The sequence below is a fragment of the Aquibaculum sediminis genome (genome assembly GCF_040712085.1).
Lineage (GTDB): Bacteria > Pseudomonadota > Alphaproteobacteria > Kiloniellales > DSM-21159 > Aquibaculum > Aquibaculum sediminis.
Map to the genome: position 1 here is coordinate 122,805 of NZ_JBFCVK010000004.1, position 25,681 is coordinate 148,485.

Sequence of the window (25,681 nt, forward strand, 5' to 3'; positions counted from 1 at the left end):
TGATGCGCAATGCCGGCCCAAGAATCTGGCTCATCGTCGGAGACAAGCTGGGCGACAATGCCCAGGTCAACGTCCTGGCCGAAGAGCTCGGCCTGCCGAGCGAACGCAAGGAGCTGCGTTTCAAGGAGCAGTGGGTTCACGGCAAGCCACCCTTCAAAGCATCCCTTCACCACCTGGATCTGCCTCGTTGCGACCGTCTCGAGCCGCCCTGGCCGGATCTGGTCATAACCATCGGCCGGCGGCCAGCGATGGCCGCCCTTTGGGTGAAGCGGCAGTCCGGCGGCAAAACCAAAATCGTACTCATCGGCCGTCCTAAACGCTATTTCGACGAGTTCGACCTGGTGATTGCCACCGGCCAGTACCGGATGCCTGAGCGTGCGAACGTCGTGAAGCTCGATCTCCCGCTCATGCGGGCCGACGCCCAGGCGGTCGCGAAAGCCACCTCAGAGTGGGGCGAGCGGCTTGCGGCTCTGTCGCGACCTCTGACTGCCGTCCTGGTGGGCGGCGCGACCAAGCCTTTCCGCTTCGGCCCGGAGGAGGCACGGCATCTCCTGCAGCAGGTCCGACAGGCGACAGACGACGCTGGCAGCCTTTACGTTTCCACCAGCCGTCGCACGTCCCAGGAAGCCGTGGAAGCTCTCGCGAAGTCTCTACCGCCAAACGCTCGCTTCTTCCGCTGGACGCCGGAAGCCTCCGCAGAGGAGAATCCCTATCTCGCGCTTCTGGGCTCGGCCGACCGCTTTGTGGTTACCGGTGACAGCATTTCGATGATGGTCGAGGTGGTGCGCATGGGAAAACCCCTTGCGATTGCGCCACTGCCTAAGAACCGCAAACTCTTCAGCGGGCTTGGAGGGGTCGTGGCTTCGCGATTGCACGCCTTCATGCAGGTCCAGCCGGTGGGACGTGTTCTGGAGCAGGTCGCGCCGTCAATCGGCCTGACACGCGATTTCAGCAGCCTGCATGAAACGCTGAGAGCACATTACGCCGCCTCCTTCCTGTCGGAAGGCTTTCCGGACAGCGAACAAAGCTTCGAGGACAACGCCAATTGCGTCGCTGCACGCATCCGCGGCCTGCTATGAGAGCATACTGCGCAGGATGACTTCCGGGTCGTACTGCGGAAACCATCGAGCATAGCACTGGATCTGCTTCTGCCTTCGCCGCTCGAGCGCTTCGGCACCATCGGCGCGCCACTTCGATAGGGTTTCCACGAGTTCCTCCACGTCCCTCGGACTTTCGAGCGCGACGTCTTCGACAGCCAGGCCTTCTGGTGTGTCGGAACTGTCCGCATTGCGTGGGCCAGCGGACGTTTGCCGGGCTTTCACCCCCCTCCAGTAGATTACGGGCACGCCTTGCGCAGCGGCGTGAAACGCCACATTGGAGCGGGTGCAGACGATGCCCGCGACCGAATTCAGGAACTCATCTAGGGAAATCGCTTCGTGCGGAAGCGCCTTGAAACCCCGATGCGCGCCAATCGCCTCCTGCAACAGCGGGCCATCCCTTCCGGGCGGGCGCCCCTTGACGAACAGCATGACGCCGGCGCGCGCCGCCGCTGCGGCCACCTCATTCACATCCTGGAGATCCTTGTCGGCGGCCATGCCGACCCGGAAGATCCCCTCACGGAGCACTTGGCCCGGTTGGTCCAGCGCGCCCTCCGAACCTGGATCCCGGCCAGACGCCAACGTTGAGCCAAATCCGGAGAAACCCGTCACGATTGTCCGCATGCTCGGATTCAGGGAGTGTGCGATTACCGCGCAGCGGTACGAGCGAACGACACCGACATCGAAAAGCCCAAGGTCGTAAAAGGCGGGGCGGAAGACATCACGTCCTCGCAGCACTCCATGCGGCACGATCACGGTTGGCACCCCCTCCACCCTGCCGGCGAGCGAATAGTAGAGCGGTTCTTCCTTCGGCTGGTTCACGACAATCCGGCCGGGTTCAGCGCGCTTGATCCAACTTCTGATCAGTTCGATCCGCGTTAGCGCATGCTTGGCTTGCGCAACCAAATCCGACCTTATCGGGACTTTATTCTGCAGGTGATGTTGCAGAAGAAAGGCGGATGTCTGCTTCTTGAAGGCCCTGACGATCGCTTTGATCTCTGCGGATCGCGGGGCTTCGGAAAAGGATGCGCCAAACACCCACGTCTCGCCTTCATGACGGGGGGGCAACGATGACCAGTTGCGCCCTTCCTCGGGCAGGATCACCGCGCATGCCCTTTTTTGCGCACTCATCTCTTTGACCAAGGGCGAAACGCCGCTGAATCCCGTTTCGTTGTGGCAAACGAACAGGGTGTCACCCGGCGACCAAGGCGGTGCACTGTTGCGTCGTCGCGTCAGCCAGAGAGCCGACGAAAAGCATTCGGCAACTTTTCTTTGAAGATCATCAATTTTTCCAGACGGGCCATTCAAATGGCCATCAAGAAGCAGCTTCCGGATACCCTTCTCTATAATTTTTGAAACCTGGATCCCGCAATATTTAACAGTCACCTGATCGTGAAATGAATCGACTACACTTTTTTCGTACTTGAATTTCATTTCCGGCATGTGCCAATTGTTTGGAAAATATAATCAATCAAACTTCAATTGCCGCCCTCTGGTTTCCTCCACCAGTCGCATCGCCTCTGCCATGTCCCATTCCAGGAACTCGCGGCGCGCCTTGGAAAGGTGCAGCGCGGGCGTTGCCCTGCGTCGGCCGCCGATTGACGCCGCCCGCGCGCTGGCCCATTCCGCGGCGCGGTCATACTCGATGCGAATCCTCCCGCCAGAGACACGTCGCATTGATTTCTTCAAAGCGCGGCCGGGAGCGCTGCGCCCAAACACACGAACACCCTTGTATACGGAGGTAGAGATCGACGAGGCCTTGCGAGAGTTCCGCACGTCCTCGGACAGCTTCAGACCGTCGCACGCGGGATCGATGCCCAGGAACTGGCAGATCTCGTCTACGACCTTGTTCCCATCGCTGGCGACTTCTTCCAAAAAGTAAAAGAACACAGGCAATCCCGAATCGCGCGCCTCGCGAACCCTCCTGGACCAGGACAGATCATCATCCGTGAATTCCTCCACGTAATCATCTAACGATTTCACGTTAATGTAGTTTGCCTCTGTCTGAAGATATGCGGACACTAGCCAGTCTTTATGATTCCGGAATCCGACAATCATCCCTAGACCATAGGACCTGTGTTCCAGGAACTCTATACAGTCACGATATTGCGACCAGTTCTCCCCGGCTTTCCTGCTTATATCGATCGAACCACTCAGATTCTCACAGGAAATCATATAGCGGCCAGGGTCACGTTCCGGATCGAAGTCCTCCAGAAAGCGCCAAGCCTTGTCCTTAGACACCTTGGCCCTGTCTTCGAAGAACCGCCAATCCGTTCCCCTCAATATGGCGGGAAACACACTGTCCTGCAGCCAGGTCGAGCCGGTCTTGTGCAGCCCAATATGCGCGCAAACTCTCATGCTCCGTCACCCATCGGGGTCAAGCGCAACTCAAGCATTTGCATTGTAACTGAGCGCCCGAAAGGTTTCCTTGAAGTGCTCCCGAATGAATTGCTTGCAGTTGTCATCTATCAGGGAAAAATTCTTTTCCGCTCCCGCGCCCACGCTCTTCATGTGCGGCAGATCGACATCGACCTCTATGCCGAGATCATCGGTGAACTTCTTCAGATCCTCGGCAAGGGATTCGTAGCGCATGATCCTCTGAACCAGAATCCTGCCTCCCCGGGCATACATGTCCCAGTTCCGGGGAAGCACTTCCGGAGAGCGGCGGGCCCGGACGCAGAGGTCGCGGACAGCTCGCGCCAGCTCTTCCTGAGAAAGAGGTTGGTTGTCTCCGGGATTCTCTTTGCGTTTATCATAGGCGGCACGGGACAGAACGAAGCCAAAAGGGTGCCGCTCCACTGTCAACTTGTGTGCACGCATGAAAAACAGCGGCTTCCGGAGCTTTTTTCGCACCACCGCGATCGGCATGTGATTGCGGAAAGGGCGCTTCATTCTCTTGAGATGCGCCCGGGCTTCCTCAAATTTTCCTTCGCGAATCAGGGCGACGTAGACCTGCTCCCCTTCCTTGTCGTTGGAGTAGTTTCTCGGGTAGAGCCCCTGCATCACAAGCGGGTAGTCGTCATCGGGCGATACCGGAGTCACGATATCCTTCTCGCCACAGATATTTCTCAGGAAGGCCTCGACACTGGTGCCGGCGGTCTTCCTCGTTTTGATGAATATGAATTTATGTTTGAAGGATACAATGGTCATTGTTTTTCAAACTTGTTTCTAAAGTATGTCGAGAAAAATCAGATTCCCGCCAAGGCCAGATTGCGCTCGGCAACTCCCTCCACACTGAAGGCACTGGCGCGATCCGTGAGTTCTTCCGGGGCGCGTCGTTCCTGCAGCGCCGCTAGAATGGCCTCCGCCATCCGGGCCGGCTCGCCAACCGGAACGAGCGCACCATATCGCCCTCCGTCGAGGATCTCCCGCGGACCGCTGACGCAGTCCGTGCTGACCACTTGGCAGCCGCAAGCCATGGCTTCCACGAGTACGTTCCCGAACCCCTCCCACAAGGAGGAAAGCACGAACAGGGAAGCAGGGCGCACATACGCGAAGGGGTTGTTCTTGTGGCCGGCAAAATGAACCTTGTCGCTCAAACCCAGGAACTGCGCTTCCTCCTCAACTTCCTTCCGGTAGGTTAGAGAGGCTTCATTGTCTCTTGTGCCACCGACCACGATCAGCCGGGCATCCCGCTGCTCGAGCACCAGACTGAAGGCCCGAAGCAGCGTCTTGTGGTCTTTCTGCGGATTGATCTTTCCGACCGTCACGATCACCGGAACCGCAGGATCCTCCAGCCAGGGATGCGGCACAGGCGCGGCGGCCTGTTCCAGGATCGTTTCATCGACCACGGGATTGTGAATGGTGTGCACCTTGGCGCCATCCATGTCTGTGGCATCCAGGATCTCCTGCCTGATCCCTTCCGAAACGGCAATCAGAGCGTCGCACTCCTCGTAGAAGGGGCGAAGCACTTTCGGCTGCAATCCATAGCGCCACTCCGGACGATCCGCAGCGTCCTGATTCACGGCCAACCTGTTGTGCTCTGAACCGATAACTGTCGTCTGAACGCCTGCGCGATGGCGGCCAACCAGAGCGGATACAATGAGCGGCGCGGTTCTGGCGAAAATCACATCGGGCTTATTGGTTTTGATGTATCGGGCGAGAGCATCGCCGTAACGTGTCTTCCCGGAGGACGCAGCCACTTCGTGGGCCAGGCGCAACCGATCGGAAAGCGCGCCCTTGAACATCGTCGCAACCGAAAGGGCCGTGCTCCATTTATTGCCCCGTTTTAGGACCAACTCGCGGGCTTCCCTCGGCTTCTCGTCGTAGAGTTCCCCCTTCCGGGTTCCCACCAGCAAGTCCACCTGATGACCCCGCCGCAGATACTCCCGGGCAAGCCGGATGTTGCTGCGCGCGATGCCGCCAACCTGGAAGCTGTTGAACAGGAGCGCTATGCGCGCCATGTGGCGAGCCCCTCAAGGATCGCAGAGTGCTTCGGGGGGCGCGCAGCCATGGCTCTTACGCCTGCTTCCGCTTCCGCCGGGACCCGCCCATGGTGCCCTGGCGCGCCGTGTCCTCGATCACGATCGTGAGCGTCTTGCGCAACGCCGAGACCCCTTGGCCCTGCATGGGGCGGATGGAATGCCAGGAATCGTGGGTCTTTACGAAAACCACGCACTGGTTCGGCTGGTACGCAAAGCTCTTGACCACATCCATGTCCGAGAAGTCGGAGAGCGTGTTGTGGTAGTTGTAGGCCCAGCGCTCGTCCTTGGGCACATTCACATCCAGTTGGCCGCCCCAGGCCGGATCCCAGGCTTCCGCCTCGTCCGCCATCGAGAAAACCAGCGTGATGATCTTGGAGGGAGCGTCGGTGTGGGGCGGCAGGAAACCGCCGTCGGCCGGCAGGGCCGAGAACTCGAAGCGCGTGGTCAGCCCCGGGGTGGACAGGTTGAGACGCCCCTGACGCAGTTCGCGAAGTGTCCGACGCAGATAGGGCTGCCGCTCCTTATACTTATCGTAGCCGAGATCGATGTGCCGGTCCCGCAAGGCGGCCAGCACCATGAAGATGAAGTCGTCCGACTTGACCCAGCGATAGAACTCTCGCCAAAGCGGATGCTCCTTGACGAACTTCTGATAGTTCTCGGGGTTCTCCTTTTCCGACAGCGTGAACTTCACGCCGGGCGTGCCCATGTCGCCGTAGCCCACGAAGAGGTTCATGGGCGGGAAGGCATCGACGAACTGACGATAGACCTCCGGCGCCATGACCGGACGCGCAATGCCGATGGGATAGGGCTTGTAGTCGAACTGAAGGTTCTCGAGAGAGAAGTACATTACGCCCTCACCCCCGCGCTTCGATGTTGATGGTCAGCGTCCGCCGGAGCATGCCTTCCGGGCCCGTCATGGGGCGTACGGAGTGCCAGGAGTTGAAGGTCTTGACGAAGATCACCGCCTGGTTCGGCTCGTAGGGGAAGCTGTCGAGGATTTCCATTTCCTCGAAGGCCGCCTTGGCGTTCATGCGGTTGAAGAGCCGGCGCTCGTCCTTGGGCTTGTTCACGTCCGTGCCGCCGCCATAGGCCGGGTCCCACTCGCCGTCCTGCAGCATGGAGATCACCAGGGTCACCACCTTGCCCGGTTCATCGCTGTGGGGCGTCACCGAGCCGCCGTCGGCCGGCAGCATGGAAAACTCGAAGCGTGCCTTGAGGTTCGGCTCCATCTGGGTCGTGCGCCGCTTGGCCAGCGCCTTGGCGCGCTTCATCAGCCGTTTGGCCGGCGGCGTGGGCGCGTCATAGCCCAGATCGATGCCGTGCTCGCGCAGCATGTGCATCACGCCATACGAGAAATCATCGCTCTTGACCCAGGCGTGGAAATCCCGCCAGAGCGCGTTCTCGCGGATGAAGCGGTCGTAGTTCTCGGCGTTAAACTTCTCGGAGAGCACATACTTGTGCCCCACCTTGGAGAAGTACTGGAACAGCTCCAGCGGCGGGTAGCTCTCGACCAGCCGGCCATAGGTGTCTGCAGCCATGAGCGGACGCGCCACCCCGATGGGGAAAGGATCATAGCGCAGGTGCAGGGTGTCGAAGGAGAAGAACATCACAGCTCGCAGATTGGAAAGGCCCGGGCGGGGTGACGGGCCGCCTGCCGGGAGACAATAGGCAGCGGCAGTCGCACGAACAAGGGGCGGAGCTGCGGCAAATGGCACCGCCATAGCCGGTTCCGGCCGCCGCGCAGACCGCCTCGCCTTGCCTACAGATAGGCAATGCTGGCGCCTTCCGCCACCGCGGCTTCCGTGGTGACAACCCGGCCGCTCGCCTCTGCCAGGCTGCGCATCACCTTGATGTCAGTGTCGCCATGCTTGCTGGCGGTGGTTCCCATCTCCTCGATGCTGGGATTGTGAGCATAGGCGTGGGTCAGTTCGAAGCTGAAGCCTGAGAGGATCACCCGGTCCCACCGCCCCAGGCTCAGAGCGACGACCAGCGCGAAGGCACCGGTCGAGGGCTGCTTGCGCGCCGCGGCGGCCATGACCGTCTCGTCCCCCCCGGTCAGGCGGCGCAGTTCCTCCAGGTACCAGGCATAGCCGGGATTGTGGAAGCGGTCCCAGCGATAGCCTGCGGCGCCCAGCCGGCGGCGGAAGAACCAGGGCTGACAGCGCCACATCTTAAGCGGGAACAGCGCCCGCTTGAGCGCCGTGCTGCCGGCCACCGGTCGCGGGAGATAGTAGAGCGCCTTCGTGTAGAGCCCAGCAAGGTTCGTCACCGCCAGATAATTGGCCGGCTTGCGCCCGGAAGTGACGATGGCTGAGATCACGGTGAAGTCGGGATCAGCAAGGCCCAGTGCCTGTGCCGAGCGGCCCGAGGCGTTGGCACAGGCCAGCGCCTGCCAGGCTCCGGCCGGTGGGAGAACGGGCTCCGGTTTTGATCCCAAGAGCAGTAGCGCCGCCATTACCATCTTTCTTCAAACTTAGATCATCGCAGCCGCGCAGAAACTGTCGACGTGCACGTTTGCCGCGCAGCGTAAATGATCAGGAACAATGATACTTTACCTTTCTCCGTCTTCTTCTAAAGACTAAGCTCGGAGAATATAACCGCGCCAAAGGGCTGGGGGAGAGGTGGTTTCTGACGGGCAGCGCCTTCTGACGATTGACGACGATCCGACGATCTGTCGCACGGTCGACGCGATTGCACGCACCGCGGGCTTCGAAACGCGCTCCACCACTGACGGCGATGAGTTCTTCCGACTGATTGGCGACTGGAATCCGACCCACGTGGTCCTCGACCTGGTCATGCCGGAGTTCGACGGCATGGACGTGCTGCACCGTCTGGCCGACATGCACTCCACGGCACAGGTGATCCTGACCAGCGGCCACGGCCCGCGGGTGGTGGAGGCCGCGCGCAAGGTTGCGACAGAGATCGGTTTATCAGCCCCCGGCATCCTCCCCAAGCCCTTCACGCCGGCCGGACTGCGCGCCCTCCTGCAGTCCAACGGCAGCGCGCCGCCGGCACGCAAACCGAAGCTCAATCCCAACAGCACCCCCGTCCTCATCAACGAGGACGAGATCGCTGCCGGCATTGAGGCGCACCAGTTCACCGCGCACTACCAGCCCAAGATCGACTGTGTAACCGGTGCGATCGTCGGCTTCGAAGCATTGGCGCGCTGGGAGCATCCCCAGGTCGGTCTCGTCATGCCCGACCGCTTCATCGCCCAGGCGGAGTATCACGGCCTCATCGACGGCATTACCCGGCAAATCTCCGAGGAGGCCGTGGGCTGGATCGGGAAGGCCTACAGTCAGTGCGATTTCGAGATCTCGATCAACCTTTCGGCCAAGAGCATCGACGATCAGCGGGTGGCCGAGGAGATCTCCGCGCTCTGCGTCCGTTACGGGATACCAAACACGCGCGTCGTACTGGAGGTGACCGAAACCAGTGCCATGAGCAACCCCACCGCGGCCCTGGAGCTGCTGACCCGTTTTCGCATCCGCGGCTTCCAGCTTTCCATCGACGACTTCGGGATCGGCTATTCCTCGCTGGCCCAGCTTTCCCGCCTGCCCTTCTCCGAATTGAAGATCGACAAGTCCTTCGTCATCACCGCGCACACCTCGGAGGAATCGCAGAAGATCGTGTCGGCCCTGGTGGGCCTGGCCCGCAATCTCGGCCTGCGCACCACCGCCGAGGGCGTCGAGGACGCCTGGACGCTCGATTTCCTAAGGGAACTGGGCTGCGATCACGCCCAGGGCTACTTCATCGCCAGGCCGATGCCCGGCCCCGACGTCGAGGCGTGGGTCAGACAACGCGAGGAGGGCGCCGACGCGCAGCGCCTGCAATGAACAGAACCGCACAAGCCGCCTTTTTCGACAATCACCCGGATCCCATGTGGGTCTACGATCTGGAATCGCTGGCCTTCCTCGCGGTGAACGACACCGCGGTCCGGGTCTATGGCTATTCGCGCGCAGAATTCCTGGCCATGACTTTGCGCGACATCCACCTCTCGGCGGACCAGGATCTGCTGGAGGAGAACATCCGCCATTCCCGTGCCGCGCATCAGCGTTCGGGCATCTGGCGCCATCGCCTGAAGAACGGCCGGGTGGTGCATGTGGACATCGTCTCGCACAGCCTGGACTACGAGGGTCGCAGTGCCCGCTTGTTCGCAGCGCGTGACATTTCCCGTCTGCTGGAGCCTGACGTCTCGACGATATCGGGCGCCGGCGATACCGGCTTCGCGAGCGATCGCCTGACGCGCCAGGTCGCGATGCTGCAATCGGCTCAGCGCCTCGCCGGCATCGGCAGCTGGGAACTCGACCCGAGGCAAGGGCTGCTGCGCTGGTCTGACCACTGCTACAGCATCTTCGGCATCGCGCCCGACCGCTTCGCCCACACCAGCGAGGCATTTTTCGACCTGGTTCATCCCAAGGACCGCGCGGATCTGCGTGCACGTCAGGCCCAGGCCCACGCGGTGCGCGGAGGGCTCGACATCATCTACCGCATCGTGCGGCCCGACGGCACGCTGCGCTATCTGCGTGATGTCTGCGAGTGCACCGGCACGCCCGAAGCGCCGCACTACTACGGGGCGATCCAGGACATCACCCAGCAGAGAGAGAAGGAATCGGAGGCGGAGCAGCTCTCCAGCCTGCTGCGCCTTGCGGGTCGGACAGCGCGGCTGGGCGGCTGGCGGGTCGCGCCGGACACGGACCGAGTGATCTGGACCGAGGAGACCGCCGCCATTCACGGCGTCCCCTTCCCCGCCGCACCGACGCTCGAAGAAGCCCTCGACTTCTACCCCCCGCCCTACCGCGACCGCATCCGCAAAGTGCTCTCCGACTGCATGGAGCAGGGCACGCCTTTCGACGAGACGCTTCAGATCATCAACGGCGAGGGAGAGCGAGTCTGGGTCCGCGCCCTGGGAGAGGCCGACCGTGACGCCAGCGGCCGGATCATCGGGGTGCAGGGCGCGCTGCAGGACGTTACGGAAATGGTCCAGGCGCGCGAGCGCGAGCAGGACCTTTCGGGCCGGCTGCTCAGCACGTTGGAGAACATCAGCGACGCATTCTTCACCCTGGACCGCGACTGGCGCTTCACCTTCATCAACACCCAGGGCGAGCGCCTGTTGGCCCGCTCCGCCGCCAGCCTGCTGGGGCGCAATGTCTGGGAAGAGTTTCCCGAGGCGGTCGGCCGCAAGTTCCAGATCGACTATGAACGCGCGATGGCGAGCGGGGAGACCGTGCGCTTCGTCGACTACTATCCCGGGCTGAAGACTTGGTTTCAGGTCAATGCCTACCCCTCGCCCGACGGGCTTGCGGTCTACTTCCGCGACGTCACCCGCGAACGCGCTGACACCGAGCGACTGCGGCTACTGGAAGCGGCCGTCTCCCGAGCGAACGACATTCTGCTCATCACTGAAGCCACGCCGCTCGACGCGCCGGACGGACCGCGCATCGTTTATGTCAACGACGCCTTCGTGCGCATCACGGGCTATAGCCAGGAAGAAGCGATCGGACAGACCCCGCGCATGCTGCAAGGTCCGGGAACCCAGCGTGAGGCGCTGGATCGCATTCGCCAGGCGGTGGAATCGACACAGCCCGTGCGGGTTGAGCTGCTCAACTACACGAAGGCCGGGGAAACGATCTGGCTGGAATGCGACATTATCCCGCTGTTCGACGAGACGGGTGCGGTCACCCACTTCGTGGCCGTCGAGCGGGACGTCACGCAACGCAAGGAAGCGGAAGCAGCGCTGCGACTGAGCGAAGAGCGCTTCCAATTGGTCGCCCGTGCCACCAACGACGTGATCTGGGACTGGAAACCGGAGAGCAACGACGTCTGGTGGAACGACAACCTGCGCAGCCTCGGCTGCGACCCGGACGCAGCCCCCGGCATCGAAAGCTGGCGTGAACGACTGCATCCCGACGACCGTGAGCAGGTCCTGAGCTCGATCTTCGCCGTCGTCAATGGAGACCAGCCCTACTGGAAGGAAGAGTACCGCTTCCGCAAGTGGGACGACACCTATGCCACGGTCATCGACCGAGGCTTTGTCATGCGCGATGCCCAGGGCCGGGCCATCCGCGTGGTCGGCAGCATGGCCGACGTGACCGCACAACGTGACGTGGAGCACAAGCTGCGCCAGTCGCAGAAGCTCGAGGCCATCGGTCAGCTCACCGGCGGCGTCGCGCATGACTTCAACAACCTGCTGACGGTGATCCTGGGCAACGGGGAACTGCTGGCTGAAGCGCTCGAGGCGGACCCTGAGCTGCAGCGCCTGGCCAGCATGGTGGCCAAGGCGGCCCAGCGCGGCGCCGACCTGACCAACCACCTCCTGGCCTTCGCGCGGCAGCAGGCGCTGGAGCCGCGGGCGGTAGACGTCAACGACCTCATAACGCGCCTGGAGGAGCTGCTGCGCCGCTCCCTCAAGGAGGACATCGACATCCTGATCCATCTCGACGAGGCGCTCTGGCAGGCCGAGGTGGATCCCGGGCAGCTCGAGGTGGCCCTGCTCAACCTAGCGCTCAATGCCCGCGACGCCATGCCCGACGGTGGGCGCCTGACCATCGAAACCCGCAATGTTGAACTGGACGCGGACTACTGCCGTGAGGAGCAGGGCCTGACGCCGGGAAATTACGTGCTGCTCGCCGTCTCGGACAACGGCTTCGGCATGACGGCGGAGACCTGCGCCAAGGTATTCGAACCCTTCTTCACCACCAAGGAACCGGGCAAGGGCAGCGGCCTCGGACTTTCCATGGTCTACGGCTTCGTGCGCCAGAGCGGCGGCCATGCGCGCATCTATTCGGAAGTCGGCGTTGGAACCACAATCAAGCTCTATCTGCCCCGCGCCGACCGGGAAGTCATGTCGCAGATCGAGGATCGACCCGAAGCGCTACAGGAAGGCGATGCCCACATTCTCGTCGTGGAGGACGACGATCTGGTTCGCGACCACCTCAGCGGACAGCTCCAGACCCTGGGGTACCAGGTCACCAGCGCCGCCAACGGCGAAGCGGCCCTCGCATTGCTGCGCGAACAGGATGGCTTCGACCTGCTGCTGACCGACGTCATCATGCCCGGCGGCATGACCGGGCGGCAACTTGCCGCAGCGGCCCTCGAGTTGCATCCACGGCTTCCGGTACTCTTCACATCCGGTTATACCGAGAACGCCATCGTGCATGGCGGACGCCTCGACCCGGGCATCCACCTGTTGCAGAAACCATACCGGCGCCAGGAATTGGCGCGCAAGGTCCATGAGGTGCTGACTGGGGGGTAGAGTCTCGATAGAGTTGCCGCCGGATTACATGCAATAATAATAAAATACAATTCTTGGCGGATCGACAAGCGGAAGGTACAGGCTTGCATTTCATGGGAGAGGGAACGGGAGGCGATGAGCCAGGACGGGGGCGAGAAGCAAGGCCGACGCAAAGGGGCGAAGCTGCCACGTCTATCCCTGAGCAGTCACATCATCCTGTCCTTTGTTCTCTTGTTCGGCGTGCTGACGGTCATTCTGGGCCTGCTGGCCGGGCGCATCACCCAGGACATGGTGGATCAGACGGTCGCCGCCTCATTTGCCGGCGGCGCCGATCTCGCCGTGCAGGACCTGGGTCGCCTGAAGGAAACGGCGAGCGCGGCGGCGAGCTCGCTGGCGGCGACGCCGCTTGCCCGCGCCGCGGAGCAGCCGGAGCGTGAAGCGCGTCTAAGCGATCTGGCTGCAGTCCTGCAAGCCGTTCCGGGGGTATCGGCTGCCTACATCGGCTGGCCCAACGGCGATTTCGTGCTGCTGCGCAACGCGGACTTGGATGACCCGCTGCTCGATCCGCCGCCGGGAGCGACCTGGCTGACGCAGTGGTCGGGGGAGGATGGTTATCGTTACGAGTTTCGTGACGCGACCCTGACCCCGCTTGGCGACTCACAGCAGCTGGATGTCGATTTCGACCCGCGGACCCGCCCCTGGTTCATCGAGGCCCACGCCAGCGATACCACCATCCTCACCGCCCCTTACGTCTTCTTCACCACGCGCGAGCCCGGCATCTCCGCCGGCCACCGCACAGACTCCGGCGCCGTGGCCGGCGTCGACCTCTCGCTCTGGGACCTCTCCGGCCGCCTGCCGAGCGGCCAGCCCACGCCTTCCAGCGAGGCCGCGGTCCTGGGCCAGGACGGTAACCTCCTCGCCTACAGTGACACCGCCCGGCTCCGCGCGGCCCTGGAAGCCCAGAGCGCCTTCGAGACCGACGACAACCGACTGCCGACAGCGGCCGATGCGGGCTCGCCGGTGATCGCTGCACTTGTCGAGCGTTGGCAGCAAGACCCTTCCCCCTTTTTCGGGTCCGTGACGGCCCAGGGCGAAGCGTGGCTGGCCGAGATCAAGCCCCTGGAGGAGCAGCGGGCGCTTTTCGTCATGGCCGCGCCGATCAGCGAGATCGGCGCGCGCCCAACGGCACTGCGCGCGCGCCTGCTCCAGGTTTTCGGGGCCGTGCTGATCATCGGTGTCGCAGCCGTTTGGCTCGCCGGCCGCGGGCTCGCCCGGCCCTTCGAGCGGCTCACTGGAGATCTGGACCGCATCGCCGCACTGGATTTCTCGCCCCCGCCACGACGCGAATCACGGATCGAGGAAATCTGGCACCTGGAGGGCGCGGTGCACTCCATGCGCACCTCCCTGGGCAGTTTCGCATCCGTTTATCACGCCATCGCCGAGCAGCAGGACACCCAGGCAATGCTGGGCGAGGTGCTTGACGCGCTGATCGCCGCCGATATGGCCTCGCGCGGTGCGGTCTGGCTGGTGAGGGAACAGGGCAAAGACGATGCGTTGGAGTTGGTCGCGCAGCGCGGCCTGAGCTCACCTGCGGTGACCGAGGAAACGCCGGAGATCGCTCGTCGCATCGCCGAAGCCGCTTCGCTGGCCACTTTTGCCTTTTTGGCACACGACAGCGGCGCAGAGCCCCTGGGCGAGAGCGGGCACGACACCCGGTTGATGGGGATCCCCCTGCGTGGTGAAGACGGCCAACTCCTGGGCGTGCTGGCTATTGCCGCCTCGGCTGCGGAAGCAGACTTTCCCGCACCCGTCACCGCCATCGCGGAGTTCCTGGGCCAGTCGCTGGCACTTGCCCTGGAGCGGCACCGTCTCATTGCTGAACGCAGCGCCGCGCAGCTTGAGACCGGCCAGATCCTGAACTCGGTGGCCGATGGGCTTCATGTCATCGACAAGCAGGGCCGCACCATCCGGCAGAACCCTGCAGCGCGCGCCATCCTGGGCTGGGGTCCCGACGAGGTGCTGAACAACAACAGCCACAATCTCTTTCACCATCATCACCCCGACGGTCGCCCCTACCCGATGGAAGAGTGCCCCGTCTATCACACCCTGGCCGACGGCAAGATGCGCCGCAGCGAGGGCCAGGTCTTCTTCCACAAGGACGGCCGCCCTATTCCCGTGGAGTTCGAGAGCTCCGCACTCTACGGCGCGGACGGCGAGATCATCGGCGCCGTAGTCAGTTTCCGCGACGTGTCGGAACGCATCGCAGCGGAGGCACGCACACGCGAGCTACAGCAGCAACTGGAACGCCTGATCGATCAGGCAACGGTGGGAATCCTGGTTCACCGCAACTTCGCGCCGGTCCTCGTCAATCCGGCGCTGGCCCGGATGTTCGGCTACGAGAGCTCCGAGGAAATCCTGGCCTTGGGCGACTGCAAGCAGCTCTTCGCCGAACATGAACTTGGGCGGCTCACGGCCTACAACCGGGCACGATTGAACGGCCAGGAAGCTCCGGCTCTCTATCGCGTCGAGGGCCGCCGCCGCGACGGCGAGAAGCTGGTGCTCGACAATCGTGCTTTCACGATCCAGTGGCAGGGCGAAGCGGCGGTCTGTTCCATGTTGGCCGACATCACGGCTCAAACCGAAACCGAGGAGCAGTTGAGACAGGCGCAGAAACTCGAAGCGGTGGGGCAGCTCACCGGTGGCGTCGCGCACGACTTCAACAACCTTCTGACCGTTATCATGGGCAACTCGGAACTGCTGGCCGAGGAACTCGCCGACCAGCCGGATCTGCAGGAACTCGCCGCGATGGTCGCGGGCGCTGCGGAACGCGGCGCCGAGCTGACCGGCCGCCTGCTCGCTTTTGCCCGCCGCCAGGCGCTTGCCCCTCGGGCGGTGGACATAAACGCCCTGATCGAGCGCATGCAGGGACTGCTGCGTCGCTCCCTGGGAGAGGCCATCGAGATCCAGGTGATTGCCGCGCCCGACCTCTGGGAGGCCGAAGTCGACCCGGGCCAGCTCGAGGTCTCAGTGCTCAATCTCGCAATCAACGCCCGCGATGCCATGTCCAAGGGCGGCCAGCTCACCATTGAGACCCGCAACCTCGACCACTACAGCGATGGCGTCGAAGAAGACGCCGACCTTTCGCCCGGCCGCTATGTGGTCTTGAGCGTGGTAGACGAGGGCAGCGGCATGCCGCCGGAGGTCGCGGCTCGAGCCTTCGAACCCTTCTTCACCACCAAGGGCGCCGGCGAGGGCAGCGGTCTCGGTCTCTCCATGGTCTACGGCTTCGTCAATCAGAGCGGCGGCCATGCCCGGATCGATTCGGAGGTCGGCAAGGGCACCCGCGTCACACTCTATCTGCCGCGCGCCGGCAAAGACGCCCTGGCCGAGCGTGAAGCCCCGCCCGCCCCCCGTGAGGGCGCCCAGCAGCACATCCTGGCCGTGGAAGACGACGCCATAGTGCGGCAGAACCTGATCGGCCAGTTGCGCAGCCTCGGCTATCGGGTGAGCGTGGCCGAAAATGCCCAGGCCGCGCTGGGGGTGCTGGAGGTGACACCGGACATTGATCTGCTGCTGACCGACGTGATCATGCCCGGGGGCATGAGCGGGCGGGAACTGGCCGATGAGGTGCGCAAGCGCTATCCCGACCTGCCCATTCTCTTCACCTCAGGCTATGTTGAAGACGCCATGCTCACTGGCGGTCGCCTGGGTCGCGACATCCACTTCCTGCCCAAACCCTACCGCCGCCAGGAACTGGCCAAGAAGGTCAGTGAGGTGCTGCGGGAAGAAGAGGTGGCGTAGCGCACAAGCGATGCGGTGCGCGAAGGGAAACTCAGCTCGTTCACGACCTCCTGTTCTTCTTGGATTGAGGCGGGCAGGGCTGCCAAAAGCCGGGAGGTGGGAGCGGGCTCGCCTTGCCGGCCGGACTCAGTCGGCCTTGCGCAACGCCGTATCGAAGGTGCCTTCGACCGTCCGGCAATCGCCGGTGTCGACCTCGGAGAAGAAGCTGTCGGCACGGCAGACCAGCGCGGAGAAACGTCCTTGGACCGCAGGAGCCTCGCTTTCGAGCGCAAGGCTGTCGACTTCAGCTTCCACTTCGGTGCCGCTGCCCTCGCTGAGATAGAAGGGTTCGCTCATGCCCTCGGGCCACCAGGACACGGAGGCGCCCGTGAGGGCGGCGGAGGCATCGCTGCCCATGAGCGTCAGCTCTATGGACAGGACGTTGCGCATGATGCTGTCGGACTCGGGGTCGTGCGCCTGAATGGAAACCGAGTTGACGGGCCCGAAGGACCTGACCTCGGCCGTCGACGTGCCCTCGGACGGCACCTCGAGCGTTTCGCCCCGGTAGGATGTGGCATCGATGATCGCGACCACCTCCCCGATCGCGGTACGCCCAACCTGTGCACCGGCCGGGGAAACCAGACAAAGCGCAAGGCCAAGCGCGCTCAAACCGGCAAGACGAAGCTTCATGACAGGTTTTTCCTTGTTTTGTTTTTTCCTCAACGTGCACGAGGTGGTTGAGAGGGGCCGGGCGTCGATCGGCTGCCCATCACTCCGTTCCGCGCACACGACGAAGCATGAGCTATACACGCTCCACCCCAGTCCGCCCCGTTCGGTTAGAGGGGGCGGTGCAAAGGCTCCCAAAAGAAAACAATTCTGAACTGGATCAGACGTTGGGGCAGTGATGTCTCGAACCGCGGAACGGTGCACGGGCGCATCTGTTCATTCGAACTGCGCAACCTCCAACAACGGGCGGAACAGCATCATCGGCTGGTCCAGCAACGACAGGAAGCGCCGAGCATCATAAATGGCGGAAGGGGTGGGATTCGAACCCACGGATGCTCGCGCATCGCCGGTTTTCAAGACCGGTGCAATCGACCACTCTGCCACCCTTCCGTCCGCGGTCGCATGCCGATGGCGCTACCTCCTATCGGGCGCTTTGCTGCCCGTCAACGGGGCGTGGCTTGTCATGTCGGGCGTGGGGGGTTTAGCTGCGCGGCGCGGGCGCCCGCAGCGGGCGCTCCACGGAACAACTGCCAAGGAGTTGAGCATGCAGTCGGATGGCAAGGGCAAGACACAGGGTTTGAGCAGCCTGAAGGAAGGCTCGACGGATTCCGAAGCCGTGGCGAGCTACTACGATGACTGGGCCGGCAACTACGACGAAACCCTGGACCAGTGGCAGTATCAAGCGCCGGATGACGCCATGGACCTGCTCATGCCCCATCTGCCGGCGAATGCGCGCCTGCTCGACGTCGGTTGCGGCACCGGACTTTTCGGTGAGACGCTGGGCCGGCGAGGAAACTTCCGTGCCGACGGCATCGACATTTCCGCTGAATCCCTCAAGCGAGCCGGGACCCGCGGGGCCTACGAGCGGCTGCTACAGCATGACCTGCAACAGGTGCCGCTGCCGGTCGAGGATAAGGCTTATGACGCGGCTGCTTCCATCGGCGTGCTGACCTACATCGAGGATGCCGAGGCCTTGCTGCGCGACCTCTGTCGCTGCGTGCGCAAGGACGGCGTGGTCACCTTCACCCAGCGCAGCGACCGCTGGGCGGCGCTGGACTTCGGCGCGACGGTCAAGCGCCTGGAGGCCGAAGGGCTCTGGTCGGTCCTGTCGATCAGTGAGCCGCGCCCCTACCTGCCGGGCAACGAGGAGTTCGGATCGGCCATCGAGGTCATCCACACCCTCTGCCGCGTGCGGTAACACTTGTTCAGGGCAGGAGGTCGCTGGCCTCCTGCCACACCCGCCTCAGCAGCTTCTCGGCCGGCTCCGCACGGGCCAGGCCCATGCCCTGGCCGGCCAGGGCGTAGAGGCGCTCCCCATCCTGCTCGGCCACTGCCGCCTTGCGCATGGGCTCGGTCAAGAAGCGCTGGACGGGATAGGGCGCCGGGGGCGGTGCAGCTGGCGCCGTGGCCGCATCGGTGAAGCGGTTGCGCAGGGCGCGCGCCGGCCGACCGGAAAAGGCGGCCGTCACCACCGTATCCTCCGGGCGCGCCCGCGCCAGGGCCTCGGCCCAGGGCGCGGCGATATCAGCCTCTGGGGTGCGCAGCAAGGCGGTGCCGAGAATGGCGGCCGAGGCGCCCAGCACCAGGGTTGCCGCCACACCCCGCCCGTCGCCGATGCCGCCGGCTGCGATCACCGGCACCTTGAGAGCATCGGCCAGCGCCGGGATTAGGGCCAGGCTGCCCACCGACGCTCGGACGGCTGCTTCCGGCGTGAAGGCGCCACGGTGCCCGCCGGCCTCGGCCCCCTGGGCGATCACGGCATCGGCGCCGGCCGCCTCGGCCTCCAGCGCCTCGCCCAGGCTGGTGGCGGTGGCGATCCACTTGATGCCGGCGGATTTGAGTCGCTCGACCTGGTCCGGGCGGAAGAGGCCCATGATGCTGGAGGCGGCCTGGGGCTGCGCGGCAAGGAGAGCCTCGAACTGTGCATCGAAATCCTGCAACAACGGCCCTTCGGGGACCTCGGGGCGCGGTCCGAAGCCGGCCAGGAAGTCGGCCTGGGCCGCCTCGACGCCGGCGTCGCGCGGTCGGGGCTCATCGGGAGCCCAGAGGTTGATCTGGAGGCTGCCGCCGGACATTTGGCGGAAACGCGCCACCCAATCGGCGATGCCCGCGGGATCCAGCGCCAGGGCACCGCAGGCGCCCATGCCGCCCGCCTCCGCCACAGCCGCCGCCAGCGCCGGCGGCGACGATCCGGCCATGGGGGCCATGAGCAGGGGGATGTCCAAACCGAATGCTGCACAGAAGGCTTGCGTGCGATACTTCACGCCCATGCCGCTTCTCCTTTCACGCGGGACAGTCGCGGAACAGAGCAAGCTGAGCACATTGGCCCGGAGGACGGAAGCCACTTATGGCGCGGCGATGTTCACGGCCGCCTGTTGCTAGAGCACCAGCCCCTGGCCATCGGCCCGCGGGTCGCCCATGGCCTCCACGCTGCCGTCGCCGTCGCGGCTGATGCACTGAACCACGCCGAGCTTGCTGTCGCGTCCGGGCAGGAGTTCGAGGCTGCAGCCCAACTCCGCCGCAACCTGCTCCGCCACTCCGGCCAATTCCGCATCGGCGGTGACCTCTGCGCCCTCGGCGTGCAGCCGCGGCTCGGTCAGCGCCGCGGCGAGCGGCAGGCCGCGCACGAAGCGGTGGTAGAGCACCTGCATCACGCTGGTGGGAATGCGCGTGCTGCCCGAGGCGCCGATGGCAACCGCCGCCTGGCCGGTTCGATCGAACAGCAGGGTCGGCATCATGCTGCTGACCGGCTTCCGGCCGGCGGCAAGCGAGTTGGGGGTGCCCGGCCAGGGATTGAACAGCAGAAGCTGATTGTTCAGCACGATGCCCGTACCCGGCACCACCACGCCGGAGTGGTTCATGTTGGAGTAGGTGATGGTGACCGCATTCCCGGCCGCGTCCATGGTGGACAGCGAGGTGGTCTGCGGCGGCTCGCGCAGTCGAAGGCTTTCATTGTCGATGCCCAGCGGCGCGAGATCGACCGGGGTCTGCGCCGGGTCGCCCAGCGTGGAAGCACGCAGCGCAAACATCTGCTGCATGGCCGTGCCCAGAGCGAGATGGTGATCCTGCGCCTGGCCGCGCTGCAGATGCGCCAGGCCCGCCAGCACAAAGGCACCGCTTGAGGGCGGCGGCATGGTGGCAACCTCGTAGTCGAGATAGCGGCCGGTCACCGGCTTGCGCTCGACAGGGCGGAAGGCCGCCAGATCCTCCGCGGTCATGAAACCGCCGCCGCGCTGGATCTCGGCCAGGATCGCCGCGGCCAACTCTCCCTCATAGAGGTCATCGGGCCCCGCCGCCTGCAGGCGGCGCAGCGATACAGCCAGGTCGGGAAGGCGCAGGTGCGTGCCAGCCGGAAGCGGCGCACCCTGAGCGTCCAGGAAGAGCCGGGCGGTTTCCGGGTAGCGCTCGATGTAGTCCAGGGTGGTGGCAATGCGCTCGCCCAGATAGCGGTCGATCGTAAAGCCCTCTTCGGCCAGGCGCGCCGCCGGCTCGATAACCTCCCGGAAGGGCAGGCTGCCGAAGCGTTCCAGCAGATGGGCCAGACCTCGCACCGCGCCCGGCACGGCGACGGAGCGATGGCCGATCTCATTGGCCTGATCGCGCACCAGCAGGTGATAGCCGGTCATGAAGCCGGTGAAGGCCGGTGTCAGCTCGAAGTGCGCAGCTTTGGGCGCGGTACCGAGGAAATCCACCGCCAGGGTCCGCCCCTCACTGGCGGAATGGACCAGGGCGAAGCCGCTGGCGCCGATGCCGTTGTCCAGCGGCTCCACCACGCCCATGGCAAAGGCTGCCGCCACGGCGGCATCGATGGCATTGCCGCCGGCCTCCAGAACCTCAAGTCCGGCCCTGGCGCCGTCGGGATTGGCGGTCGCCACCGCCCCGCGCCGCATGGCCGCGCGCGTTGCATTCTCCATCAGCGGGCTCCCGCCTCGGCGGCCAGCCCCGCCTGGCTCAGGACTGCCTGGAACAGCACATTGGCGCCGTCAGCAACGTCCTCGGGTTTGCAGGCCTCACTCTCGTTGTGGCTGATGCCGTTGCAACTGGCAACGAAGAGCAGCGCCGTGGGGCAGATGCGGTTGAGCGGGACGGCATCGTGGCCGGCAACGGTCAGCAGGTCGCGGTGCTTCAGCCCCAGGCCGTCGGCGCAGTCGCGCAGCACCTGGGTCATATCGGGGTCGAAGTGGATTGGCCCGAACTCGTAGTACTGCTCCAGTTCAATCTCGACGCCGCGGCTGGCTGCGACCTCCTTCGCCGCCGCCCGTAGCTCGCTTTCCATCACCGCGACCACTTCGGGATCGCTGTGCCGCACGTCGCAGCTCAGGCGGACCTCCGAGGGGATGACGCCACGCACATTGGGATAGAGCTCGATGTGCGGCGCGTTGGAGCGCCCATCCTCGCCATGGCTGCGGCCGATGCGGTCGATCTCCAGGGTCAGGGCCGCCGCGCCCACCATGGCGTCCTTGCGCCGGGCCATGGGGGTCGGTCCGACGTGAGCGGCCTCGCCGCGGATGGTGGCCACGAAGTAGCGGGCATAGAAGGAGGCCGTGACGATGCCGACCGCCTCACCATGGCTTTCCAGCACCGGCCCCTGCTCGTTGTGTACTTCGAAGTAGGCCTTGATGGGCCGCTCGCCGAGCGAGGCCTCGCCCTTGTAGCCAATGGCTTCCAGCGCTTCGCGGACCGTGACGTTCTCCACGTCGGCGCGCCCGTAGGCGAAGGCCAGGTCGGTCTCGCCGGTGTAGACCGAGGAGCCCAGCGTCATGGGCGAAAAGCGGCTGCCCTCCTCGTTGGTCCAGACCGCCACCTCCACCGGGGCCTCGGTGACGATGTCCCGGTCGTGCAGCGAGCGCAGAATCTCCAATCCGGTCATGACGCCCAGGACGCCGTCGAACTTGCCCCCGGTGGGCACGGTGTCCAGATGGCTGCCGACCATCACCGGCGGCAGGCTGTCATCGCGCCCCGCCCGGCGCGCAAAGATGTTGCCGATGGGATCAATGCGGATGGTGCAGCCGGCTTCCTGCGCCCAGCGACAGAAGAGGTCGCGCGCCCGGCGATCCTCATCGGTCAACGCCAGTCGCCGGCAGCCACCGGCCGGGGTTTCTCCGATCCGCCCGATCTCCATAAGGCTGGACCAAAGACGGTCGCCGTCTATGCGAAGATTGCGCATGCGTCCCCTCCTCTCCCTGCTTGCCGCCTGAGCGGCCCTATCGTGGGTTGTCGTTTATCGTGACTGCAAACCACACCACTCGGCAATGAACAAGGCGTAGGTCTTGGTCACCTGACGCACCGACTCGAGATCGACCCGCTCGTCGAAGCCGTGCGGCTGTTCGCAGACCGGCCCGTAAACAATGCCCGGCGTGTCCTGATAGAGTCCGAAGAAGCGGGCATCGGTCGCAGCCGAGGTGACGTGTTCGGTGAGGTCCTTGCCGAAGACCGCACGGTGGCTCTCGGCCAGAATCTTCTCCGGCTCCTCCGCATTCTCCAGCACATAGCCCTCCGCCATGTGGCCGTGATACTCGACGGTGGGCGGGTTGTTGCTGAGGTAGGGATCGCTCATGGCCGCCTGGCGCACGCAGGCCTCGATCTCGGCGCGGGCGTCCTCCAGCTTCCAGCCTGGATAGACCCCGACCCGGACCTCGATGGTGCAGGCCGCCGGCACGCTGGAGGTCCACTCGCCGCCCGAGACGTTGCCCAGGTTGAAGCGGATGGGGTGCGGATGGTCCTTGTAGAGCGGATGCTCGACCTTGCGCGCGTTCCAATCCTTCTCCAACTCCTTGAGCTGCTGCCAGACCCCGAAGGCCTTCTCGATGGCGTTGCTTCCCGCGTCCTGATAGCCCGAGGCGTGCTGCGGATCGCCGGAGACATGCACCTGGAACCAGATCAGGCCCACCTGGGCGCGCAGCAGGATCGGCTCGATCGGCTCGGGAATCAGCGCGCAGTCGGCCTTGTAGCCGCGCTGCAGGCAAGCGAGCGCGCCATTGCCGGTGCACTCCTCCTCCACGACCGACTGGAAGTGGATCGGTGCCGCCGGCGCATAGCCAGCGCGCACGATGGCATCGTAGGCATAGAGCATCAGGCCGAGACCTGCCTTCATGTCGCCGGCGCCGCGGCCATACATCCACCCATCCTCGACGTGCGGGTCGAAGGGCGTGCGGGTCCAGCGGTCCCATGAGCCGGTGGGCACGACGTCGATGTGTCCGTTCAGGATCAGCGAACGGCCGCTCACCGCCTTGGGACGGTAGCTGCCCACCACGTTGAAGGCGTTCTCATAGGAGATCTTCACCGGGGCGAAGCCGGGCAGGTCCTTGATGGCCTCCACGTCGATGCGCCACTGATCCACGTCGAAGCCGCGCGTGCGCATGGCCGCGGCCATGAAGTCCTGCGCGGTGTGCTCCTCGCCGCGCAGCGACGGCAGGCGGACCAGGTCCTGGGTGAAAGCCACCTGCTCGTCGAAACCCTCGTCGACGCTTTTCAGGATGGCGGACGCAATTTCCTTGTCGAGCATGGCTCGCTTACTCCTTGGATCGGCGCTGCGGCGTCAGTCGGCGCGGGCTTCCGCCGGACGGCGCCGGAAGAAGCTGCCGATGGTCGCCAGACCGCGCGGCATGAACATGATGGAAAGGATGATGAGGGCGCCGTAGATCAGCAGGCGGTAGTCATCGAGAACCCGCAGCGACTCGCCCAGGAAGGTCAGGACGAAGGCGCCGATGATTGGCCCGCTGAAGGTCCCGAGGCCGCCCACCAGCACCATGGCGATCACCAGGATGATCAGGTCGGGACCCACGGCCGCCATGGGTGTGAGAATGCTGACATAGTGGGCGTAGAAGGCACCGGCGAGACCCACCAGAAAGGCACTGACGCCGAAGACCAGCAGCTTGAAGCGGGCGAGATTGATGCCCAGGCTTTCTGCCGCATCCTCGCCGTCGCGCATGGCCACCACCGCCAGACCGACCTTGGAGCGCATCATCAAGGCGATGAGCCCGATGGACAGCAGCAGCAGGCCCAGGGCGAGGTAGTAGTACCAGATCTTGACCGAGGGGTTGAACACCACCTCGCCAATCAGCGGCAGCGTGAAGCCCTCGAAGGCCGGAATGCCCCAGAGCCCCAGTTCGCCGCGGGTGATGCCCTGCAGGTTCGAAATCGTGATGCGCACGATCTCGGCAAAGGCGAGCGTGACGATGGCCACGTGCGGCATGGAGCGGATGCGCAGGATCGGCGTGCCGATGAACACGCCCGCCAGTGCCGCGATGACCGCCGCCAGCCAGATGGTGAGCCAGGGGCTGAGGCCCAGATTGATACCCAGCAGCGCCGAGGCGTAGGCGCCGATCCCGAAAAAGGCGTGATGGCCGAAGGTCTTCAGGCCGGCGAAACCGGTCACCAGGTTCCAGGCCGAAGCGAAGATCGCAAAGATGATCGACAGGATCATCAGGTGCAGCAGATAGCTGTCGTCGATGAAGTGCGGCAGCGCCAGGGCCAGCGCGATGAGCGCGGCGACAAGCAGGTAGGTCCGCAGTGTGAGAGGCTTGAACATGCTTGTGGAACGCTCCTACCGCGGCTTACCGAAGAGACCCCAGGGGCGCACCCAGATGACCAGGATCATGAGACCGAAGGCGATGACGTCGCGCCATTCCGATGAGGTGACCTGCACGCCCACGGCCTCCACGATGCCGAGCAGGATCCCGCCGACGATGGCGCCCGGGAAGCTGCCGAGCCCGCCCAGGATCACCACAACGAAGCCCTTGAAGAGCACCGGCATCCCCATCCAGGGATTGACCGCGTAGATCGGGGCGAGCATGGCCGCTGCGATGCAGCCCAGGGCGGCGGCGATGCCGAAGGTGATCGTGTAGATGCGCGCAGCGGGGATCCCGACCACCGCGGCCGCGTCCTTGTCCTGTGAGGTCGCGCGCAGGGCCCAGCCGAAGCGGGTCTTGGCGAGAACGAAGGTCATGATCGCGATGGTGATGATGGCCACCGCCAGCATCAGCAGGCGCTGCTGCGGCAGGCGCAGGCCGGCGATCTCCACCACACCGGGCAGGTAGTAGGGGATCGACTGGAACTGCTCGCCGAATAGGATCAGCGCCAGGTTCTGCAGGAAGATCGAAAGCCCCAGGGTGGCCGCGATGGTGGCAAAGGCCCACTCCTCGCGCGGCAGCAGGTAGGCGATGGTCAGCCGCTGCACCAGAACTCCCAGGACGAAGATGGCGGCAATGGCAATGGGAATCGCCAGCCACGGCGGCACCGCGTAGGCAACCACCAGGAAGAACACCAGATAGCCGCCCATCATGTAGAACTCGCCATGGGCGAGATTGAGCACGCGCATGGTGCCATAGATCAGGGCGATGCCGCTGCCGATGAGGGCATACATCGACCCGATGATGATGCCGTTGATGATCTGTTCGAGGAAGATTGTCATTTCGGGT

General features: G+C 64.4%; 19 protein-coding genes and 1 tRNA gene. 5 read left to right on the forward strand and 15 right to left on the reverse strand.

Annotation, left to right across the window (positions count from 1 at the left end; translation table 11 throughout):
- Positions 1 to 2 precede the first annotated feature (2 nt).
- On the forward strand, positions 3 to 1,079 hold the full coding sequence (locus ABZ720_RS07740) for a mitochondrial fission ELM1 family protein (RefSeq protein ID WP_366555168.1): 1,077 nt from the start codon (positions 3 to 5) through the stop codon (positions 1,077 to 1,079).
- Here ABZ720_RS07740 and ABZ720_RS07745 read toward each other — a convergent pair.
- From ABZ720_RS07745 to ABZ720_RS07775, 7 genes are all read right to left on the reverse strand, one after another.
- Positions 1,074 to 2,540 carry a hypothetical protein gene (locus tag ABZ720_RS07745; protein WP_366554940.1) on the reverse strand — a complete coding sequence of 489 codons (1,467 nt, stop codon included), beginning with the start codon at positions 2,538 to 2,540 and terminating at the stop codon, positions 1,074 to 1,076. The genes ABZ720_RS07740 and ABZ720_RS07745 overlap by 6 nt on opposite strands.
- A 24-nt stretch (positions 2,541 to 2,564) precedes the next feature.
- Positions 2,565 to 3,455, reverse strand: coding sequence for a sulfotransferase domain-containing protein (locus ABZ720_RS07750; protein ID WP_366554941.1), 891 nt, complete (start codon positions 3,453 to 3,455; stop codon positions 2,565 to 2,567).
- Between the two features lie 30 nt (positions 3,456 to 3,485).
- Positions 3,486 to 4,247 (reverse strand): hypothetical protein, encoded by a 762-nt coding sequence (locus ABZ720_RS07755; protein WP_366554942.1) that lies wholly within the window; start codon positions 4,245 to 4,247, stop codon positions 3,486 to 3,488.
- A 38-nt stretch (positions 4,248 to 4,285) separates the two neighbouring features.
- Positions 4,286 to 5,500 carry a glycosyltransferase gene (locus ABZ720_RS07760; protein ID WP_366554943.1) on the reverse strand — a complete coding sequence of 405 codons (1,215 nt, stop codon included), beginning with the start codon at positions 5,498 to 5,500 and terminating at the stop codon, positions 4,286 to 4,288.
- Between the two features lie 55 nt (positions 5,501 to 5,555).
- Positions 5,556 to 6,368, reverse strand: a complete 813-nt coding sequence (locus ABZ720_RS07765; RefSeq protein WP_366554944.1) for a 2OG-Fe(II) oxygenase — start codon at positions 6,366 to 6,368, stop codon at positions 5,556 to 5,558.
- A 7-nt stretch (positions 6,369 to 6,375) separates the two neighbouring features.
- Positions 6,376 to 7,128 (reverse strand): hypothetical protein, encoded by a 753-nt coding sequence (locus tag ABZ720_RS07770; protein WP_366554945.1) that lies wholly within the window; start codon positions 7,126 to 7,128, stop codon positions 6,376 to 6,378.
- Positions 7,129 to 7,280: 152 nt separating this feature from the next.
- The gene (locus ABZ720_RS07775) at positions 7,281 to 7,976 is read right to left on the reverse strand and encodes a hypothetical protein (protein ID WP_366554946.1); all 696 of its coding nucleotides are present in this window, start codon (positions 7,974 to 7,976) and stop codon (positions 7,281 to 7,283) included.
- A 166-nt stretch (positions 7,977 to 8,142) separates the two neighbouring features.
- On the opposite strand from ABZ720_RS07775, the gene ABZ720_RS07780 reads away from it, so the two are divergent.
- The 3 genes from ABZ720_RS07780 (at position 8,143) to ABZ720_RS07790 (ending at position 16,556) form a co-directional block, all read left to right on the forward strand.
- Positions 8,143 to 9,357: an EAL domain-containing response regulator gene (locus ABZ720_RS07780; protein WP_366554947.1), complete on the forward strand. Its 1,215-nt coding sequence runs from the start codon at positions 8,143 to 8,145 to the stop codon at positions 9,355 to 9,357.
- Positions 9,354 to 12,776, forward strand: coding sequence for a hybrid sensor histidine kinase/response regulator (locus ABZ720_RS07785; RefSeq protein WP_366554948.1), 3,423 nt, complete (start codon positions 9,354 to 9,356; stop codon positions 12,774 to 12,776). The genes ABZ720_RS07780 and ABZ720_RS07785 overlap by 4 nt, the downstream gene beginning before the upstream one ends.
- A 114-nt stretch (positions 12,777 to 12,890) precedes the next feature.
- Positions 12,891 to 16,556 (forward strand): PAS domain S-box protein, encoded by a 3,666-nt coding sequence (locus ABZ720_RS07790; protein ID WP_366554949.1) that lies wholly within the window; start codon positions 12,891 to 12,893, stop codon positions 16,554 to 16,556.
- Between the two features lie 126 nt (positions 16,557 to 16,682).
- Here the strand turns inward: ABZ720_RS07790 and ABZ720_RS07795 are convergent, their stop codons facing one another.
- Together ABZ720_RS07795 and ABZ720_RS07800 are read right to left on the reverse strand one after the other, a co-directional pair.
- Positions 16,683 to 17,225, reverse strand: a complete 543-nt coding sequence (locus ABZ720_RS07795; RefSeq protein WP_366554950.1) for a hypothetical protein — start codon at positions 17,223 to 17,225, stop codon at positions 16,683 to 16,685.
- Positions 17,226 to 17,563: 338 nt separating this feature from the next.
- Positions 17,564 to 17,651, reverse strand: a tRNA-Ser gene (locus ABZ720_RS07800).
- A gap of 154 nt (positions 17,652 to 17,805) precedes the next feature.
- Here ABZ720_RS07800 and ABZ720_RS07805 point away from each other — a divergent pair.
- The gene (locus tag ABZ720_RS07805; RefSeq protein ID WP_366554951.1) at positions 17,806 to 18,459 is read left to right on the forward strand and encodes a class I SAM-dependent DNA methyltransferase; all 654 of its coding nucleotides are present in this window, start codon (positions 17,806 to 17,808) and stop codon (positions 18,457 to 18,459) included.
- A 7-nt stretch (positions 18,460 to 18,466) separates the two neighbouring features.
- On the opposite strand, the gene ABZ720_RS07810 is transcribed toward ABZ720_RS07805, so the two are convergent.
- From ABZ720_RS07810 to ABZ720_RS07835, 6 genes are all read right to left on the reverse strand, one after another.
- The gene (locus tag ABZ720_RS07810) at positions 18,467 to 19,531 is read right to left on the reverse strand and encodes an NAD(P)H-dependent flavin oxidoreductase (RefSeq protein WP_366554952.1); all 1,065 of its coding nucleotides are present in this window, start codon (positions 19,529 to 19,531) and stop codon (positions 18,467 to 18,469) included.
- Positions 19,532 to 19,639: 108 nt separating this feature from the next.
- A complete protein-coding gene (locus tag ABZ720_RS07815) occupies positions 19,640 to 21,175 on the reverse strand; it encodes a gamma-glutamyltransferase family protein (protein WP_366554953.1) in 1,536 nt (511 codons plus the stop codon).
- Positions 21,175 to 22,428 (reverse strand): Zn-dependent hydrolase, encoded by a 1,254-nt coding sequence (locus tag ABZ720_RS07820; RefSeq protein ID WP_366554954.1) that lies wholly within the window; start codon positions 22,426 to 22,428, stop codon positions 21,175 to 21,177. The genes ABZ720_RS07815 and ABZ720_RS07820 overlap by 1 nt, the downstream gene beginning before the upstream one ends.
- 54 nt (positions 22,429 to 22,482) lie before the next feature.
- Positions 22,483 to 23,766: an ArgE/DapE family deacylase gene (locus ABZ720_RS07825; protein WP_366554955.1), complete on the reverse strand. Its 1,284-nt coding sequence runs from the start codon at positions 23,764 to 23,766 to the stop codon at positions 22,483 to 22,485.
- A gap of 33 nt (positions 23,767 to 23,799) precedes the next feature.
- Positions 23,800 to 24,792 (reverse strand): branched-chain amino acid ABC transporter permease, encoded by a 993-nt coding sequence (locus tag ABZ720_RS07830; protein WP_366554956.1) that lies wholly within the window; start codon positions 24,790 to 24,792, stop codon positions 23,800 to 23,802.
- A 15-nt stretch (positions 24,793 to 24,807) separates the two neighbouring features.
- Complete coding sequence (locus tag ABZ720_RS07835) at positions 24,808 to 25,674, reverse strand: branched-chain amino acid ABC transporter permease (RefSeq protein ID WP_366554957.1); 867 nt, start codon at positions 25,672 to 25,674, stop codon at positions 24,808 to 24,810.
- Positions 25,675 to 25,681 lie beyond the last annotated feature (7 nt).